Origin of the sequence: Photorhabdus luminescens subsp. luminescens (assembly GCF_001083805.1) — a bacterium.
Taxonomy (GTDB): Bacteria; Pseudomonadota; Gammaproteobacteria; order Enterobacterales; family Enterobacteriaceae; genus Photorhabdus; species Photorhabdus luminescens.
This window is the reverse complement of record NZ_JXSK01000001.1, coordinates 30360-49616: the sequence shown is the minus strand read 5'-3', so window position 1 is coordinate 49616 and position 19257 is coordinate 30360. Positions and strand designations below refer to the sequence as shown.

Genomic DNA, 19257 nt, shown 5'->3' with positions numbered 1-19257 from the left:
TATATATACCCATAATATAAGTAAGGATAAAGTAGCCAAATCGCCCCAAAGCTGATAAACAATAGCGCAGTACATGTTGCTCTCTCAGAAAAATGAAATGTAATCCCACAATAGGGGCTGTTCAGTAAACCAAAAGACAATAGAAACGCATTTTTAACCGGATCAGCAGGAAAAATCAGCTTAGCGAGTAACAGCAACAAATATTCAATCTTCATCTATCACGCTCTCAACCTGTATCAATAGATCCAATAACTTTATAAAACATCGTTTGTAAACAAGTTACTAAAGAAGAAATGCAATAAGAAATTACTCTTGGCAAATGGAAGAAACCGAAATGTCACTATTGGCAATAAAAACATGAGAAATTTTCCATCTGTGACAAAGTCAAATTATATTGATGTATCTTTCAATAAGTTAATTAGTTGACGAATACAAAACAAAACTAAAAATTTAGCATAATTATTATTTTAAATTATGATCACTTTTACGAAAGAATAAATAACTATATTGACTGTTGCTTACAGGATTATGCGGATTTAAAAACATTGACGTTAGAAACGGTTATTTATCATATATAATATTGCAACATAGTTATAAATAAATTGACAAAATAAAAAATTATTTATATGAATAATTAAAATCGAATGGAATTTATATTAATAGCGATAGGGAAATATGAACATATAACCTTATAAAGTTCATTTAGATAATAGAAAAACATATTATATCTTCGTAATAAATCCATATAATAAAATATTTAGTTTAGCGATAGAAAAATAAAAATATAAAAACTGATTTCAGTAACTGGTTAATTAAATTAGGAAAGAAATTAAATAATTCAACATTAATCAATGAGTTATTTATTACAAATGATAAATTCATATTAGTTTTTGCTCTAAAATCACCCAACCATTTTATCAATTCTATCCAACAACATTGGAATATTACAAATCAATAAAGAACAATAAAGCAAAAATTCATTCTTTCACAAAGAAAAATACGTTAACATAGATAAAATTTACGATAATAAATTTATTTCCATTTTTTTGATATTTATAAAGAGAGATGATTGAATTTATAATATATACCCGTTATCTTGCAAGTTGCATCGCGACGGCAAGGGAGCGAATCCCCACCTGAAGCGATCCACTACCACTTCCCTCCCAATACAACTTGTTATCCTAAAAAGGATAAATGACAATCAATGACATCTTTTCATAACTGGAGTAAAACATGACTGATATCGCTAAGTTGTTAGGCAAAGATGCGGACAGTTTATTGCAACATCGTTGTAGTACTATTCCGAGTGAAAATCTTTATCTGCCAGGCTCCGATTTTGTTGACCGCGTAATGATCGACAATAACCGACCGAATACGGTTCTGCGCTCCATGCAAACATTGTTAAATCATGGTCGTCTTGGCGGCACTGGTTATTTATCCATTTTGCCGGTGGATCAAGGCGTAGAGCATTCTGCTGCCGCTTCTTTTGCAGCAAACCCTCTCTATTTCGATCCCAAAAATATCGTTGAACTGGCTATTGAAGCCGGCTGTAACTGTGTTGCCTCTACTTATGGCGTGTTATCCGCTGTTTCTCGTCGTTATGCTCATAAGATCCCATTTCTGGTTAAACTGAACCACAATGAAACACTGAGCTATCCCGCTCAATATGATCAAACTTTATATGCCAGTGTTGAACAAGCATTTGAGATGGGTGCTGTTGCCGTTGGAGCAACAATTTACTTTGGCTCTATTGAATCACGGCGTCAAATTGAGGAAATTTCAGCCGCCTTTAAACGGGCGCATGAATTGGGCATGGTAACGGTATTGTGGGCCTACCTACGTAATTCCGCTTTCAAAAAAGAGGGGGTTGATTATCACTCCAGTGCAGACCTCACCGGCCAAGCTAACCATTTGGCAGCCACTATCGGCGCCGATATCGTTAAGCAGAAAATGGCCGAAAATAACGGCGGCTATACGGCGATTGGCTTTGGTCATACCGATAAACGTGTTTACGCTAATTTGACTACCGATCACCCTATCGATCTGGTCCGTTATCAGATAGCTAACTGCTACATGGGTCGCGCCGGTATGATTAACTCAGGCGGCGCATCCGGTAATAATGATTTGAGCGACTCAGTTCGTACCGCCGTCATTAATAAACGCGCAGGTGGCATGGGGCTAATCCTCGGTCGTAAAGCGTTCAAAAAATCCATGAAAGAAGGTATTGAACTCATTAATGCGGTTCAAGATGTCTATCTGGATAAGCAAGTTACTATAGCTTGACATCCCCCGTCCGGGAGAAGGTGGGAAGCAGTCGCCAGGAGAGGGAAATGCAAAAAAATCCCTCGATTTTCATCGGGGGATTTGTACAGGAAAGACAGCGGATCTCAGGAATTATCGTTAAAACTGACAAACAAGAGCTGTATCAAGGCAATTTCGTTGATAATCATCCCAAAAACCTAGGGGATAATCCTCAATATCGCTTTCTAACAGCATTGGTTTTTGCCATCTAAATTGTTTGAACCCTGCCTTTTGGAGCGCAGCTTGATACTGTTCACGGCTCCAAAGATACATAGTGAAAGGGCTAGGTGGTGTGGTAAGAAATTCAGCTCTCACGAGAGTTGTGTCTTTCACGGGTTCTTCACTCAGAATTTTTATACCATAATTTTCATAATTCACTTTTGCTAATCGACAATCAGGTTCAGCGGTATACGCAATTAGTTTACCGGAAGGCTTGAGATGAGCGGCAATAACACGGAACATAGTTTCAAGGTCTTCAATAGATTCTGCATGGCAGAATAACCAGGCTGCATTGACTATGTCAAATTTGCCAAACGACTCCATCTTGCAGACATCTCTTACGTGAAATTCGATATCGTCACCGTATTGTTGTGATTTGCTTTTCGCAATGGCTATCATGTTTTCTGATATATCGACGCCAATGACTTTTGACGCGCCACGATTCTTGTATTCTCGACTAAAGAGACCATATCCACAGGCTAAATCTAACACTGATTTCCCGTGTATATCTCCTGCCAGATTGAAGATAGTTCTGATTTCTACTTTGATATGGGCAGCAGCATCTGAAAAGCTCTCGTAAAGATGTGCAATAGGGTCATATAACGTGTCATCTTTCATGTTTTTCATCCTTAGCTAAAGGCCAAAGTACTTTAAATAAAGTACTTGATTTATCGAAGAGATATATTATTTAGTATGAATTTAGTAACTACCGAAAGTCTTTCTCTTATTATACATCAATACGTCAGTGATAAATTAGATATGATTTTTTATATTGGTTAATTTTCAGATAATAAATATGAGTGAGTACACAAATATAAAACACTTATGATATGTTTTGTGGAACTATTACTCTTGTAATAATTATATCGTGTCATCAATTGTTGAAATGATCGCCCCCTCAGCATTAAATAATAGAGATGCCAATGACCCGTCGTCATGCCCTTATATGGACTCCCCTGAACGATCACAGATTTTACACGGTTCGCCAATCAGCGACTCTCACCACCACTGATGAAAATGGTGCACAGGTCCAATTCCTTTTCCTACACCTAACAAATCCGCTTGCTCTAACGCCGCCTGGAGATATGATTTAGCAACAGGCAGTGTTGTCTGCCAATTTGAATAACGCGGACGCAAAGCAGCCAGTGCAGCGGAGAGCGTGCACCCTGTACCATGTGTATGACGCGTATTGATTCTAGGAGCAGTAAAACGCCATTCTCCCTCAACAGTAAATAGCCAATCAGGGCTTTCATGTTCTGTAAGGTGTCCGCCTTTCAGTAAAACGGCTTCGCATCCTAGCGATAATAATTCACGCCCTTGTTTTTGCATGTCCGTTTCGGTTTTTGCTACAGAACATTTCAATATCGCTGCGGCTTCCGGCAAATTTGGGGTAATCAACGAAACCTTCGGTAATAATTGTTCAACAACCTCGGAAACCGCTTCCGGCGCCAGCAACGGATCGCCGCTTTTCGCAATCATTACCGTATCCAATACAACATAAGGCACGGAATAACGACTTATTGCGTCGGCAACAACAGCAACATTGGCGGCATTAGATAACATGCCTATCTTAGCGCTATCAATTCTGATATCTGACAACACAGATTCAAGCTGTGCCGCAACAAAAGTAGGATCGATATCATAAACAGATTGCACACCACAGGTGTTTTGCGCCACAAGCGCTGTCATTACTGTTGTGCCATAAGCACCAAGTGCAGAGAAAGTTTTTAGGTCGGCTTGAATGCCAGCACCGCCACTAGGATCAGTACCGGCAATTGTCAGTGAATTGATTCTCATCATAGGTCCCCCTTCCAACCAGACATAAAGAAAAGCAAGTATCAGGAAAAGACACCATGACTTCCCTACGCTGGCATTATCCAGATCAGGTATTACGGGTTCATCTCAGCTCAATAAAGAGCGCCCCGAGCCAAAACAAAAACACCCTATCAGATAACTAACAGGGTGATATCGGTATGTCATTGTTGCCGGTAAAAAATCAATCAGACAACAAATTTACTTCGTCAATCCAAAATGATCGACAAAAAGAAGTTATGCTGTAGTGACGTTTGCCGCAGAAGGACCTTTCTGACCGTCCTGAATTTCAAACTCAACTTTTTGGCCTTCCGCCAGAGTTTTAAAACCCTCGCTCTGAATAGCGCTAAAATGTACAAACACATCTTTGCTGCCATCAGCAGGAGTAATAAAACCAAAACCTTTTGATTCGTTGAACCACTTTACAGTACCAGTGATTTTTGCCATTTTAAGAATTTCCTTTGGATCACTTAATTCTAATTCGCCGTTTCGGCGCAACATAAAAACTAGAGCGAGTTGCTGCTATTAACAGAACCGTACCTCGTTTACCCGAACGATTTATCACATATTCTTAATATGATGGCAAGCCATTTTTTATCAGCTATGGAGCTAACGCACATATTTAAAATTCTTAACAACAATTATTGTTTAACATAGCTGCAAAAATTTGAAAATCCAAGGTTATCCTAATTAGCTTACAGTTTATCCACTCAACAAAACCCCAGATAACATAAATAACTCTAATTTATTTTGCCTGTCTTATTATTGGATTTTCTATATCTCATAGTATGTTCATAGGACCAATCTCCACTGTTTAGGCGAAAGAAAAAGTCAACACATTCCCAATATTAGTTGACTAAAATATCAGTATTAAATATACCCAGTTAATACCTATCACATCTTAATATTAATTTTTCGTTTAGCTTTTATTGAAAATAGCAAGAGTAGAATTCATAAATTTAGATGTTTGTCATATTTTGCGTGACGCACAGAGTCTTCCCAATTTATATCGTCGGGAAATTGGAGCAATAAATAATGAAGTTTGATTTAACCGCAGCCTGTACCCTATCAGCTACTCTTTTAGTCTCATCTGGGACAGTGTTTGCAGCAACGGCAGATACTGCTAATAAGTCATTAGCAACGACTGAATCTCACACCCCGATCGGTTATGGCAACAATTCAGGTAGCTTATGGGAAAAACTCAACAATAATATCACCCTCACTTGGGATGCACCCGGCAATGAACTTTATCTGCCAGTAATGACTTGGCATAACAGACATACCTACGATAAAGAGAAGATCGATAGATATAATGAGCGCCCCTGGGGTTTCGGCTATGGTAAATATCGTTACGACGAAGACAATGATTGGCATTCCCTTTATGCAATGGCTTTTATGGATTCTCATAACCGTTTGGAACCCATCGTTGGCTATGGATTTCAGAAAATGTGGATACCCGGTGATTTAGATGGTTTTCGAATGGGAATCGGTTTCACTTTAAGCGTTACCGCTCGTCATGACTATTATTATGTCCCTATTCCACTCCCATTACCGCTATTCTCCATAGAATATGATCGGTTATCGCTGCAAGGGACATATATTCCCGGCACATATAATAATGGTAACGTCCTCTTCGCTTGGTTACGTTGGCAATGGTAACCAGATAAAAAATACCAGGCTGTGTAATATCAGCCCGGTATCTTCATAGCGATAATCCAGATATATGCTATTCCTGCTCCTGTGCTCTCATTTTTTCACGGCGGGAACGAGACATTAAAAACCCGATCCATAACGCCCCCACCCAGAATGGCATCAGGATGACTGAAATACGGATGCTATCCATCATCAAAATAATGACAAGTATAAAGGCAAGGAAAACCAGACACAGATAATTACCGAATGGATACCAGAATGCCTTAAATGATGGTTCTATTCCCTGTTTAACTTTTTCTGCCCGGAATTTTAAATGCGCCGTACAGATCATGACCCAATTAATCACCAACGTTGTTACCACCAGCGCCATTAATAATTCAAATGCTTTGCCCGGTATCACATAATTAATCAATACACCAGCGGACGTTGCCAAAGCAGAAATGACAATGGCTCTGATAGGGACGCCACTTTCATTGACTTTGGTCAGCATCCCAGGCGCATTGCCTTGTTTTGCTAAACCGTACAGCATCCGGCTGTTACAATACACACCGCTGTTATAAACAGATAATGCAGCAGTTAGGACAACAATATTCAGAACGTTAGCCACCCAGAAACTATCCAGGTTGTGAAAAATCATCACAAATGGGCTTTCACCTTCAACAACATTGCCCCACGGATAAAGCGACAACAACACGGTCAGAGAACCGATATAGAAAATCAATATTCTGTATACCACTTGATTGGTAGCCTTAGGAATGCTGATACGCGGATTTTCCGCTTCTGCTGCGGTAATACCCACCAACTCCAATCCACCAAAAGAGAACATGATCACAGCCATCGCCATGATAAGGCTGGTGATGCCATTAGGCATAAAGCCGCCATGTTGCCAAAGGTTAGTAATGCTGGCCTGAGGTCCGCCATTTCCGCTGACTAACAGGTAAGCGCCAAACACAATCATACAGATAATGGCGGTCACTTTAATAATGGCAAACCAAAATTCTGTTTCACCATATAATCGGACGTTAATTAAATTTACCGTATTGATTAAAACAAAGAAGACGGTTGCAGAAACCCAGGTTGGAATATCAGGCCACCAGTAGTGGATGTACATTCCCACAGCCGTTAATTCAGCCATACCGACCAGAGTAAACATCGCCCAGTAATTCCAACCTGATAAAAATCCGGGAAAATCCCCCCAATATTTATACGCAAAATGACTAAACGACCCCGCTACAGGCTCTTCGACCACCATTTCGCCTAGCTGACGCATAATCAGAAATGCAATAAAACCTGCGATAGCGTATCCTAAAATTACGGAGGGACCTGCCATTTTTATGGTTTGTGCAATACCGAGAAACAACCCAGTCCCGACAGCCCCCCCCAGAGCAATAAGTTGAATATGCCGGTTTTTTAAACCGCGTTTAAGTGTTGACCGCTGCGATTGTCCTGCCATCTTGTCCTCTTGATGCAACTTCTATCTTGTTATAAGTGGGAAAACAACCGCTTCCCATTATCTGCTTTACTGCCTATCCCAATAGGGCTATTTTATTTGCCCTTCTTTGCCATAAAGAACGAACCTGGGCAGTGCTCAAACTGTCTGCAACAATTACGCCTATTAGGATGGCACTTAATCCAAAGCAAACAAAACACTAGCTTTAAAGGGTGGATATTGAAGATATATGTTAGCACAGATATATGAAGGGAAAATGGCTGATGAGTATCAGCAACTAATCAGAAAGGCAGATATCGAGTCACAGAACAAATACCTGAATCAAACTTTTCCCCCTGATCACAATAGCTATCCAAAGCTAGCAGGTACAAGAACAGACATATTCCAAGTAATACTAAGATTGCAATGGTTTTTTTTATGTCCAATTCTATTTCCTTCAAGTTCGATCAGAACGCAATACGTTAAGAATAAAGTTGGAAAATGATATTTTACAACAATGAAACAAGAAAAATATTCATCTTGTGCTTTCATTGTGAAAAAATCGTACCGGTAACAGTATGTATGCTAACAACATATCAGAACACATTTAAACAAATACTAACCATGTGGATTCTATTCACTATAACAAAAAAATCAATTGTCACATTCAGTTACAATCTAAATCATCATGTCAAGGCTTTGTCATCTGTAGAAAAAGTTGTGTATACTTCCCTTCATTTTCAACCAGAACAAAATTGTTAATGCCACAGGATAATCACTTAGCACTTGTATGCGCTCTCAGCAAATGGATTGAGAATCACCTTGGCCGGGTAATCCACCTGGAAGAACTGGCAACTTACTCCGGTTACTCGCTTTGGCACATGCAGAAAATATTCAAGGAAGTCACTGGAATTTCTCTTGGTAAATATATCCGCCAGCGACGCCTGGCCGGTGCTGTTCATCTTTTAAGAAACAGCTCTTTGCCTATTTTTGATATCGCCTTAGATTTCGGCTTCGGCTCTCAATCTCATTTCACTTACATGTTCCGCAAAGAGTATGGCATAACGCCTTATGATTTCCGGCAGAATCCAGATATTGAGCTCGAAGTTAAATTACCTCTGCATTTCGCTACCAACTGTTCGTGACACGATAATCAGAGAGCATTGAAACTGGCAATTATCCAACAAATGCAACCGTGCTTTCCGGTGAAAGACAAAGAGCTTCAACCTTTGTGTTCTGATCTTTTATTTCAATACTTCCCTTAACAAAGCTCTCTGGATCTCATGGTTAAGATGGACAGAGAGCTCTAATCTTGATTCAACCGGTATCATCTAGTTTTAGTCGCTAACCAACAGACAATTGATCCTATGGTAACCATTAGCACGCCTTGCCAAAATGAAAAAGAGAGTGCAGTGCTAAGGAGCAATGATGAAAAAGCCGTAGAGATGATCGGCGTGAAATAAGACAGTGTAGCCAATAATGCAACATGTCCCCTGATAATCGCAACGGTCCAGGCTGCATTCGCCAACCCCATAACCGCGCCAGCAAACAATAATATGCTGACACTATGTAGGCTTATCACCATTTCAGGCGGAGATGTGAAAAAATATTGAATCCATAATGCAAACGCTGTCAGGATAAAAAACAACGACATGCCATTCTTACCTGCCGACATTATTTTTGTAATGTTACAATACACTGCCCAAATAATTGCCCCCGCAAAAGCCAGCCCGTAGCTTAATGGATTACTCTGGATATTTTCTACCATCTGTCTGAGTGACCAACCATTATCACCACTCATCACCCAACCAATCCCCAGAATAGACAATAATAAACCAGGATATAACCACAAGTTCACTTTTTGCTTATTAATAATCACTGCGAATAAAACAGTAAAACCTGGCCATAAGTAGTTAACCATACCCAATTCAATTGCTTGAGCACGATTATTGGCAAAACCTAATGCAAGTGATAAACAGATTTCATAACTGACAAATAATAGACTACCAAGCCACAAATAAACTCTGGGGAAGGTACTGATCTTTGGGAAGCCCATTAGCAGAATCAGGAAAACTGATCCAACAGTATAAATGAGCGCTGCGCCACCTATAGGCCCGAAATCTTCACTCACACTTCTTATTAATCCAACGATTGTACTCCACAACACAATCGCTAATATTCCGTATAAGGTCGCTTTGTGTTGTTCGATCCTTGTTTTCACATCTATCCCCATCTTTATTCTAATTCTCTGTCATACTGAATCAAATAAATCAGTACCAGAATGATGGTAACAAAAAAATGGAAAGCATTAGACACGCCATTCCATTGTTTAGACATCCACATCCCAAACCATTCTCCGCCGATTGACATAAATGCCACCTGCCAAGTCAAGAATCCCAAAGTCAGACCCGCTATCGCAATAGCCTTCTTTTTATTAAAAACAGCAGCATTAGATTTTAAATTCGCCAGTAAATGAATACCGCCAATCCAACATAACACTGCTGTTAAAGTTTCTAAAGAAATAATGACAATATAGCCAATGTGATGTAACGCCGGTGAATGAATTGCACGATAGGTAATAGCCGTATCTGGGAAAATGGTATCCATCATTAATACATGCTGTACAAATGCAAAATTAGTCGCATAGTCTGTAATATTACCAAAAGCAGCTAACGTAGCAAACAAACCTACTGCAAAAATCATCAAAATCTTAGATAAGCGAATAATCATTTGTCAAGTTCCCAAAGAATAGATTGCTATAAGTACCAAAAAGATCATAAAACACATAAAATACCATACAATTTAACAATCATCACCTTATTCCTACATATTTAATTATCGAGTTACGTTTAAAATATTTTCATCTAATATCCGGTTTATATTTTTCTATTCATACTATCATTAGATCAGTTATTATCTGTTCCATTGTTATTTACATGACTATTATTTATGGACGACTCTCTGGTTAGTGCAATAAAAAGTTATTTCAGCCAAAAATCAAGTAGAAAAGATTATATTATTAGTTTTATTAAAATAGCCGTTATTTTAGGAATATTGATCTTTCTCTCTGGTTATCTGGCAGAAAACCATTATGCAGTCCACATGCAATATGAGTTATCAGTGTGGCTGTATATGATCTCTATTGGCCTATGGGCAATGTGCTCCTTCGCTACGATTTACTATTTAATCATGAAAACAGCTTATAGATTTAATGACGTAGGGCTGTATGGCTGGTTAATCTCTATTTTTACCTATCTTTGCAGCGTGTTACCAAACTATTTTTCTGAGAAAACAATAACGTATTCACCCTTTATCAGCCTGATTGGAATTATCCTGGCATTTATTTTGCCAACAAGGAAAAACAATAGTAAAAAGTAATATTTTCTCCATACCGCAAAAATTTTATCTAATCTGACTATTACTTAAGACAGTAATAGTCATTATAAAATAAAGCGACGATTATTTATTACTTAGCCATAACCTTATTTCTTTATAGGAATAATAATGAAAACCACTTGGTGTTAAAACAGTGATAGCAGGAAAGATGTGATCAATAACTGGTGAAGTAAGCTGTCATTACAGGTTAAAACAAAGTGAAAAGAGATTCGAAGAATAGATCATGAAAATCTACAGAGTTGTTAATAAGATAAACCATGCCATAAAAATCACTCTGATAAAGTTTTTTCTATGGCACGATCCACGCGATACGATCAACTAAAACTACTTTTTATATTTCTCAACCAGAGCCAAAGCTATTGACTCAGTTTGTGCATCAGGATTACCACTGATGTCATCTGGTCTGAAATGCATCTGGAACGCACTGATTGTCTTACGAGTATCTTCATCAAGCACACCGGTTTGCGGAATGGTGTAGCCATATTTAGCCAATGTTTTCTGAATTAACTCAACAGAAGCAACATCACTCCATTTCCTGCCAGCCATATATTTTTCAACGGTTGCCTCATCAGGCCATGCGCCGATACCTTGCTCAGCCAAACTCTTCCAAGGGAAAAGTTTGCCTGGATCATACTTTCTCAAAGGCGCAATATCACTGTGACCAATGACATTAATAGGTTCAATGCCATAACGTTGAATAATATCTTTCGCCAAACGCGTTAATAGATCAATCTGCTGCTCATGAAACGGATACCACTCTTTTTCAAGCAGCATTTCCGTAAATCCTTTATTAACAATTTCAATGCCGATCGAAGTATCATTCAAATCCTTCCGACCATTCCATCCACTGACGCCAGCATGCCATGCTCTCTTATCTTCAGGAACCAGTTGCAGAATAACAGGCTTTCCTCTCACATAATCCGGTAACGATGGGATCAAATAATGAGCACTAACACCGCCCTGAGTGAGTATACGCAAAGAATCTTTATCATCGACAGCGGTATAGTGGAACACCAAAAACCTTACTCTGTCATTTTGACCCTGTGAAGGAAAAGAGCTATTGACTTTATAAGTGCCACGATCTTCCAGGCTGGAACACCCCGCCAATAGCATAAATAAGCCAACTAATATGATCTTCTTTATCATTTCCCTGTCCCACCTATTAATTGAAAGTAAGATAATAACACAAAGAAATCAAATGAATACAAAATAAAATTTATGTTTTACATAATTTTTTTATAAAACTTTCAGTTTTGCTCTTGACATAGAACACAAGCAAAGATGCCTTATCCCCATAACTTAGATGGAAATAAGGCAAGAATAACAAATGAAACGTGAAGGCTATCAGCCGCTATGTTGTTAAATAGTAATTAACTATACTTTGTTCTAGCATTTCACTTGCGGCCAGCCACTTGGTTCGATCGGGCAAGAGTTTCTTCCCAAATACCCACTTCGACCTTTTTCTGAATTTCAGGATACTGATTGATATCAAATGTCGGTAACTTACCAACGCGTCTTTGCTGGTTGTAATCTTTTGCGAGTTTAAATGCGACGCCGGAAAGCAACAAAATAGCGGTCAGATTGGTAATTGCCATCAATGCCATAGACAAATCAGCCATTTTCCAAACTAAAGGCAATTCAGCCAACGAACCAAACATCACCATACCCAACGCCGCCAGACGTAAGATCACTAAACCGGCAGTATGATTACGTTCAAGGAATACGATATTGCTTTCAGCATAAGCATAATTTGCAATGATTGATGTGAATGCGAAAAAGAAGATAGCCAGTGCAATAAATTCAGATCCCCAATCACCAACAGCGGAAGACAATGCCCGCTGAGTCAATTCTATTCCACTTATTCCTGAAATATTGCCATCAAGCACACCCGATGACAGGATGATAACAGCAGTAGCGCTACAAATAACCAGAGTATCCATAAAGACGCCTAGCATTTGCACATAACCCTGAGATGCCGGATGAGGTGGATATGGAGAAGCGGAAGCCGCAGCATTGGGTGCTGACCCCATCCCTGCTTCATTTGAAAACAGCCCGCGCTGAACACCTTGCGTCATCGCCTGCGCAACACCATAACCAACAGTGCCTGCGACAGCTTCCTGCAAGCCGAATGCGCTTTTGAAAATTAATGCAAACACCTCCGGCATTCGTTCAAAATTATGCCCGACGACCCAGAATGCCAGAATCAGATAAGCTATCGCCATGAAAGGGACAACCAACTCTGCAACCCGAGCAATAGAGCGCAAGCCGCCAAAAATAATGACCCCGCTAAGAATCACTAAACCGATGCCGACATACAACGGATTGAAATTGAATGCGAACGCAGCAGCCTGAACGATGGAATTTGCCTGAACAGCATTAAATACCAGACCAAAAGCAATAATGAGGAATATGGAGAACATAATGCCCATCCAACGTGCTCCAAGCCCCTTTTCCATATAGTAGGCCGGACCACCACGGTAGTTCCCCTTATCGTCTTTTGTCTTGTACAGCTGGGCAAGTGTACTCTCAATAAAAGAGGTTGCCATCCCAATCAGAGCAACCATCCACATCCAAAAAATGGCGCCAGGCCCACCAGCCGTTAAGGCGATTGCCACGCCAGTAAGATTACCGGTACCAACCCGTGCAGCTAAGCTGGTACACAGAGCCTGGAATGATGAAATACCTGCGCTGTCAGATTTTTTACTGTTTTTCAATACTGAAAACATGTGCCCAAAATGGCGAATCTGTATAAAACCTGTACGTATAGTGAAGTAAATACCCGCCCCTAGAAGAAGGTAAATCAACAAGGAGCCCCAAAGGATACTGTTAAAAAAGCTAATTAGATCCGTCAAGATATTCAAGATATTTTTCCCCTTAAATTAGTAAACCCAGTCTGACCACAAAATCGTATCCGGCAGAATTCATTGCGCTTAATATGCCTTTATAATTAACAAGTAACGCAATGCTGTATAAAAGAACACAGAGATACTGGTCAGGAAAACTCTATGAATGTAACACAAGTTTGAAATTGATGTGTAATGTTTACTGACCTTTTTACATTATCCATCAGATTAAATGAATGTTTGGTGTACTGTTTTTGACTGATAGTTAATAGATATGTCATTCAATCGACCATTGCCCGTCAGTCACTTCATACACTTTTGACTATGCCTCCTATCTATGATTCACAACAAGCTGTGATTCACCACAAGCTACATATATCAAACCCACGATTATAAACCTCACACAATAACCCTTACACAAGTAAAAGAAGTTCTACCAATGAGCTGTTTGTTAATTAAATCAACAACCAATTAATATCAAGAAAAAAAATTCAAAAATAAGATATTGTGATTAATTTTGTGAGCAGATTATCAGCTTTAACAAAAAAATCGTCATTAATTTAGAAAACTCCGCATAGTGACATCCATCACATAAAACATTAAAAATCAAAAAGATAAAAAACTCACTTGTTAGATCACAATGAAATACCAACACATATGTTCAATGTAGGAAATATCATCCCAATAAATAACATAACATGCAAAAAACTAATAAAAATCTCAGTCTATATCTGACATTTATCTGCAAGCTTCCTCAATCACAGCAATAAATGATATTTTTCTCTTAGCTATTTGTGTTAAGTTATCATGAACATTAAAACGTTTTTAACGCATGTTCCCCACTTCTTCACCCGATTATATTGAAGACATTTCCTCTTACTTTTCTATTCTCCGAATATATATCTAATTAAGCTTATTACTCTATTTTCCATAAGATGATTAGCCAATATTTCCGCAAGCAGATTAAAATAAAATGACCATAAAACCGACATGATAAAACCCTTTTTTATAAAAAATCGATGAGTACTCCTCTGATTGCCTTTTGGAGGTAAATAATGTTTATTCGGCAAGTTCTCCAATCGCACCAAGACAAATTTGATCAACTACCAGATAGACTGGGCATTCAATAAAACTTGTAGAAAATTTACCACATGAGCAACAGAATTTAAGTAAAATCGGGTACACTTCAAAATATAAAGTTATTACAATGATATCACCACTTTAAATTTCCTTGTGACTGGATACTACGAGCATAGGTATCTTGGGTAAATCACAGAAATGCAAGACTCAACGTTGGCAATACACCGTGATAGCGAGTTAGAGATAGTTTACCCAAATTACACCTACCATTTTGTTACAACAACTCGTTGAACACCTATAAAGCATTAAAATTCTTCCAAACAGACAGCTATATGATTAATCATCCCGTCATTCGGCTATAAAAACAGCAGAGTTAACCCAACTATGCATAGCTAAAATCAACTTTCATTTTACATTTATCAAACATTGTGTTTTAATTTCCATAAAATATTATTTTATTTTGAAACTATTTTATAAAAAATGTGAAAAAACTTCTCTTATATGCAACATAAAACTGGATCTTTTATTATCTACTGCTAATATTTTCATTTGTTATCTTTTACAAAAAAAATATGTTTATGAAGTTAATATTGTATAAATATCTCACTTTTATTCTAAATGCATAATTTAAACAATATACGTTGAGGTTATGAATGATGTTAAGAAGAAAAAGGAAGAATCCCACTGATAACAATTTACCTATAAGAGTCTATCGTGGGAGATCTAAATATGAATATCACCCTCCATCAGGAGGTTCAATATCCATTTGTTGTTTAAGTTCACCATTGTCTGTCGTTTGGGAGGAATATGAAAAAATTCTTAATAAGGAAAAACAATAACTAAATAATAACACTTCAAATATTATACAGTAAGTACTCTATTTACAGTTATAAAACCAGCGGGAGAACACACTCCCGTTAGCGGTTTTTGTCTAAATACACACACAATAAAGATTTTTACACGCTATTAAATTAACTATCCAGTTTTAACTTCTTACATCTACTTATCACTCATCAAGCCAAGCTGATTATCGAATGCTTTCTTAAGATAGGCATCTTAAGTCCCCCTACTCTGGTTAGCATAAAAACTTCCATTGGGTATTGGAAAAAAATGGTCAAATATTTGTCATAAATTCGCAATTCTCTACAAATTTAGAAGATTGCGAATGGCATTTTAATCAGTACTAGCACAAATAGAGCCCTAAAAGGTCCTTTCCCCTAATAAGATCAACAAACATTGCTGTACAAATTTCCAACTCTTTCTTCAAACCGGGCAAGTTCTTCTGTTAACGGGACATCAAGCCTAAGCATATACGTCGCCAGCTTAGGAATACCACCAGCAAATGGTCTTATGGATATATCACAATGCCGAGTCAAATTGAGCTGTGATTCTCCCGCCACGCCAATCCCATACCCTGCTGCCACTAAAGTTAACAAAAGGTCAAAACTGGCAACCTTTTCGGATATACATGGCGCTAACTTTGCATTTTGGAATATGGACAGCACTGGCTCCAAACAGCCCTCATACGCCCCCTGACCACAGATGATTAGTGGATAGCGCAAAAGTTCATCCAACGGCACTACTTTGTATGCCAAAAGCGGATGCCTGGCAGGAATAGCCGCCACCAATGAATCATACCAAGCCGGCATGGCAATAATGCCATCTCCTACTGCCATAGATTGAGCAAATCCCACATCAAAAAGGTTGTCACGTAATCCATTCATGTGCTGAGCTAGAGGTATCTCGTGTAAGCGAATGTCCATCCCTGGCTCGTCCTCACGACATTTTGCTAACAATTCGACTAATTTGGGTGGTGTAACGCCATCAGATAACGCAATACGGAGCTGACTGTGGAACCCGGCCGAAACCGCTTTCACACTATCACGAACCCGACCAAGTACAGAAAAGATGCGCGGAGCCTGCTCCAGTAAAATTTCCCCCGCCCGTGTGAGCCGGATATTCCTTGTGGTACGCACGAATAACATCGTACCAAGATCAGCTTCCAATTTTTTAATTATCCTTGATAGCGGTGATTGTTCTATATGCAAGCGCTCCGCAGCTCTAGCGAAATGTAATTCTTCTGCTACTGCCACAAAGCACCGTAAATGTCGTAATTTCATATATATGCAACCTCCATCTTTCGCTAAACAGACTTATACCCGTTATCTTTCAAGTTGCCTCTTTGTTGGCTGCGCTCACTCACCCCGGTCACATAGTTATCTATGCTCCCGGGGATTCGCTCCCTTGCCGTCGCGATGCATCTTGAAATCCATTGGGTATATGCCTATTCTTTCTGAACACCCCTTATTCGTTCTTTCAGATCATCTAAAGGCGTTCAACTTTAAGTTGGTATTGTCCCGTAGGTTAGATTAGGGTCCATATTATCAATTCCGAATTACATAAAATCTCCTTTAGTAAATAGGCGAATCGGGCAAGATTTGCCTAGCCTTGGCAAAAAATAGCCTCTGACAATTGTGAAACCATTCTCTATCTGGATGCCACCCCTAAAATTAATTTACTTAATGAATGGGTACCAGACTGTACGTCAATACATTTACAATAACAATAAATAAGACTCATTCTTTCTTTAACTACTCCCTAGAAAAATAGGTATCAAATATTCATATCAAGAAATTAAAAGAAGCCGAAATAATAGTGCAACATATCTAAATTAATGAATGATTTCACAGCGTAAATAAGTGGAACAGGAAGACACGAATCTTAATATCGGCTTACTTAATTAAGACTTAAAAGGTCTTAAAAATGACTGCAAAGGTCATGATACCCGCCATTATTTTATTTAGGATTCATACAGTAAGGGTCTAAATACCGGTCCGTTAAACGGCAATGTGGTTTTCTCCAAACGGATCATAATGAAACCATTTATACCCAATGGATTTCAAGATGCATCGCGACGGCAAGGGAGCGAATCCCCGGGAGCATAGATAACTATGTGACCGGGGTGAGTGAGTGCAGCCAACAAAGAGGCAACTTTGAAAGATAACGGGTATAGTGACAATAACGAGGTGCCTCTCATGGAACCAGGAGATTTGGAAATCACCACGCAAGGATTTGCAGATGGAATATCTATGCAATTAGCAAAAAAACGCGCATTACATGGCCCCAATGAAGTTCTGACCAAAACTGAACTTAACCTTATTATAGATAACGCTGCTATATCATTCGGAGAATTCCTGACCGCTCTTGGCGTTGACTGGCAAAATGATCCTAATTCGAAAGACACGCCGAGACGTGTTGCAAAAGCTTATGTACTTGACCTATGGAAAGGCCGATATAAACCAATGGGGCCTATCACCACATTTCCAGCAGATAATTATGATGGTATTGTCTTCGACGGCTGGATCGCTCTCGACTCCATGTGCTCTCACCATCATCAAGCAATTAGGGGCTATGTTCACGTCGCCTATATGCCAAGTCAACATGGCCGTGTCCTTGGCCTGTCAAAACTAAATCGAATCGTCGAACATTTTGGCAGACGTGGGCTGATACAAGAACGATTAACAGCAACAATCCACAATGCAATAAACCAAGTCTGTGAAAAAAATCAGGGCGTCGCCGTATTGATAGATGCATCACACAACTGTGTAAGTTGCAGAGGTGTACGCCACCAGAAAAGCCGGATGAAGACACAAATGTTCTCAGGTGTATTCGCCGATGCTAATTCACCAGCCAAGCAAGACTTCTATGAATTGATTAGAGGTATCGCATGACAATTCAATATATTACGCGCAAAGGCTCTTTTGACTCCGCTCATCGAGTGATGAACGAGAGGGTGAAATGCTTCAACATCCACGGACACACTTATCTGTATGAACTCACTTTCTCATTTGAACAGATGCAACCAATTGGATACGCGATAGATTTCAAAGAGATAAAGCGTATCGGCGCCGCATGGATTGATGAACATCTGGATCACGCCTCGATTCTTAATCCCAAGGATGCAGATTTTATATCCGCTGTTCATGCCACGCGCAGTAAATTCAGACTCATGAGCTTAAATCCTAGTGGGGAGTACTGCAATCCAACCGTTGAGAATATTGCAAAAGAGATATTTCTCACTATGGAAGTTCTTTTTAGTGAATGGAATAGCCTCAAAATTCATCACGTCAGACTCTATGAAACGCCCAATTGTTTTACAGATTGCAATGCCGATTCAATTCATGAAGAGGAACGCAGCGCATTTCTCAGCCAACGCTTTGAAGAGCTAAAAGCTTATTCACAAGCAATGGGCCAGTTTGAATACGACTCAAGGAATGTTGTTACATCAGATTCCACTTCTGAGCACTAAACCACAGTGAATGAATGTAACGAGGACTTATCAATATAGACAGCGATATCTTACGGCTTGTTCACCCAATTATTGCTAAGTATCGAAGCTTTCAACAATAAGAAACGTCCGTTTATCAATGTCCCTCTATTTTCGGATGAGCTGGAAGATATCGTAGCCAAAAAACAATGAGAAAAATATAGATAAAAGAATAATGTTAGCAGTAACTTGCAGTA

General features: G+C 39.0%; 16 protein-coding genes and 1 riboswitch. Of the genes, 6 read left to right on the top strand and 10 right to left on the bottom strand.

Going from position 1 to position 19257, the window contains the following annotated elements; translation table 11 throughout:
• Positions 1-1233: 1233 nt before the first annotated feature.
• Positions 1234-2283, top strand: coding sequence for a class I fructose-bisphosphate aldolase (gene fbaB, locus TI10_RS00220; RefSeq protein WP_049581166.1), 1050 nt, complete (start codon positions 1234-1236; stop codon positions 2281-2283).
• Between the two features lie 117 nt (positions 2284-2400).
• Here the strand turns inward: fbaB and TI10_RS00215 are convergent, their stop codons facing one another.
• The 3 genes from TI10_RS00215 to cspE form a co-directional block, all read right to left on the bottom strand.
• Positions 2401-3138 carry a class I SAM-dependent DNA methyltransferase gene (locus TI10_RS00215; RefSeq protein ID WP_049581164.1) on the bottom strand — a complete coding sequence of 246 codons (738 nt, stop codon included), beginning with the start codon at positions 3136-3138 and terminating at the stop codon, positions 2401-2403.
• 381 nt (positions 3139-3519) lie between these two features.
• Positions 3520-4320 carry a bifunctional hydroxymethylpyrimidine kinase/phosphomethylpyrimidine kinase gene (thiD, locus tag TI10_RS00210; RefSeq protein ID WP_049581163.1) on the bottom strand — a complete coding sequence of 267 codons (801 nt, stop codon included), beginning with the start codon at positions 4318-4320 and terminating at the stop codon, positions 3520-3522.
• 42 nt (positions 4321-4362) lie between these two features.
• Positions 4363-4455, bottom strand: a riboswitch (TPP riboswitch).
• A 114-nt stretch (positions 4456-4569) separates the two neighbouring features.
• Positions 4570-4779: a transcription antiterminator/RNA stability regulator CspE gene (gene cspE, locus TI10_RS00205; RefSeq protein ID WP_036781809.1), complete on the bottom strand. Its 210-nt coding sequence runs from the start codon at positions 4777-4779 to the stop codon at positions 4570-4572.
• 588 nt (positions 4780-5367) lie between these two features.
• Here cspE and pagP point away from each other — a divergent pair.
• Entirely contained in the window at positions 5368-5991 is a 624-nt protein-coding gene (gene pagP / locus TI10_RS00200; protein WP_049581162.1) for a lipid IV(A) palmitoyltransferase PagP, read from the top strand.
• 67 nt (positions 5992-6058) lie between these two features.
• Here the strand turns inward: pagP and TI10_RS00195 are convergent, their stop codons facing one another.
• Together TI10_RS00195 and TI10_RS26770 are read right to left on the bottom strand one after the other, a co-directional pair.
• Positions 6059-7438 carry an amino acid permease gene (locus TI10_RS00195; RefSeq protein ID WP_049581161.1) on the bottom strand — a complete coding sequence of 460 codons (1380 nt, stop codon included), beginning with the start codon at positions 7436-7438 and terminating at the stop codon, positions 6059-6061.
• Positions 7439-7716: 278 nt separating this feature from the next.
• Positions 7717-7860: a PhoP/PhoQ regulator MgrB gene (locus TI10_RS26770; RefSeq protein WP_080984968.1), complete on the bottom strand. Its 144-nt coding sequence runs from the start codon at positions 7858-7860 to the stop codon at positions 7717-7719.
• A gap of 315 nt (positions 7861-8175) precedes the next feature.
• Between TI10_RS26770 and TI10_RS00185 the strand changes: the two genes are divergently transcribed.
• Positions 8176-8559: a helix-turn-helix domain-containing protein gene (locus tag TI10_RS00185; RefSeq protein ID WP_049581156.1), complete on the top strand. Its 384-nt coding sequence runs from the start codon at positions 8176-8178 to the stop codon at positions 8557-8559.
• Positions 8560-8741: 182 nt separating this feature from the next.
• Here TI10_RS00185 and yddG read toward each other — a convergent pair whose 3' ends face one another.
• A complete protein-coding gene (gene yddG, locus TI10_RS00180) occupies positions 8742-9647 on the bottom strand; it encodes an aromatic amino acid DMT transporter YddG (protein ID WP_049581155.1) in 906 nt (301 codons plus the stop codon).
• A 2-nt stretch (positions 9648-9649) separates the two neighbouring features.
• Positions 9650-10144 (bottom strand): DUF2165 family protein, encoded by a 495-nt coding sequence (locus TI10_RS00175; protein ID WP_049581153.1) that lies wholly within the window; start codon positions 10142-10144, stop codon positions 9650-9652.
• Positions 10145-10363: 219 nt separating this feature from the next.
• On the opposite strand from TI10_RS00175, the gene TI10_RS00170 reads away from it, so the two are divergent.
• Positions 10364-10792: a DUF805 domain-containing protein gene (locus TI10_RS00170; protein WP_049581151.1), complete on the top strand. Its 429-nt coding sequence runs from the start codon at positions 10364-10366 to the stop codon at positions 10790-10792.
• 342 nt (positions 10793-11134) lie between these two features.
• Here the strand turns inward: TI10_RS00170 and TI10_RS00165 are convergent, their stop codons facing one another.
• From TI10_RS00165 to TI10_RS00155, 3 genes are all read right to left on the bottom strand, one after another.
• Positions 11135-11953 carry an N-acetylmuramoyl-L-alanine amidase gene (locus TI10_RS00165; protein WP_049582109.1) on the bottom strand — a complete coding sequence of 273 codons (819 nt, stop codon included), beginning with the start codon at positions 11951-11953 and terminating at the stop codon, positions 11135-11137.
• 251 nt (positions 11954-12204) lie between these two features.
• Positions 12205-13662: an alanine/glycine:cation symporter family protein gene (locus tag TI10_RS00160; RefSeq protein WP_049582108.1), complete on the bottom strand. Its 1458-nt coding sequence runs from the start codon at positions 13660-13662 to the stop codon at positions 12205-12207.
• A gap of 2297 nt (positions 13663-15959) precedes the next feature.
• Entirely contained in the window at positions 15960-16853 is an 894-nt protein-coding gene (locus tag TI10_RS00155; RefSeq protein ID WP_049581150.1) for a LysR family transcriptional regulator, read from the bottom strand.
• A gap of 915 nt (positions 16854-17768) precedes the next feature.
• On the opposite strand from TI10_RS00155, the gene folE reads away from it, so the two are divergent.
• Together folE and TI10_RS00145 are read left to right on the top strand one after the other, a co-directional pair.
• Positions 17769-18464, top strand: coding sequence for a GTP cyclohydrolase I (gene folE / locus TI10_RS00150; protein ID WP_244161482.1), 696 nt, complete (start codon positions 17769-17771; stop codon positions 18462-18464).
• Positions 18461-19042: a 6-carboxytetrahydropterin synthase gene (locus TI10_RS00145; protein WP_049581149.1), complete on the top strand. Its 582-nt coding sequence runs from the start codon at positions 18461-18463 to the stop codon at positions 19040-19042. Before folE ends, TI10_RS00145 begins: the two co-directional genes overlap by 4 nt.
• Positions 19043-19257 lie beyond the last annotated feature (215 nt).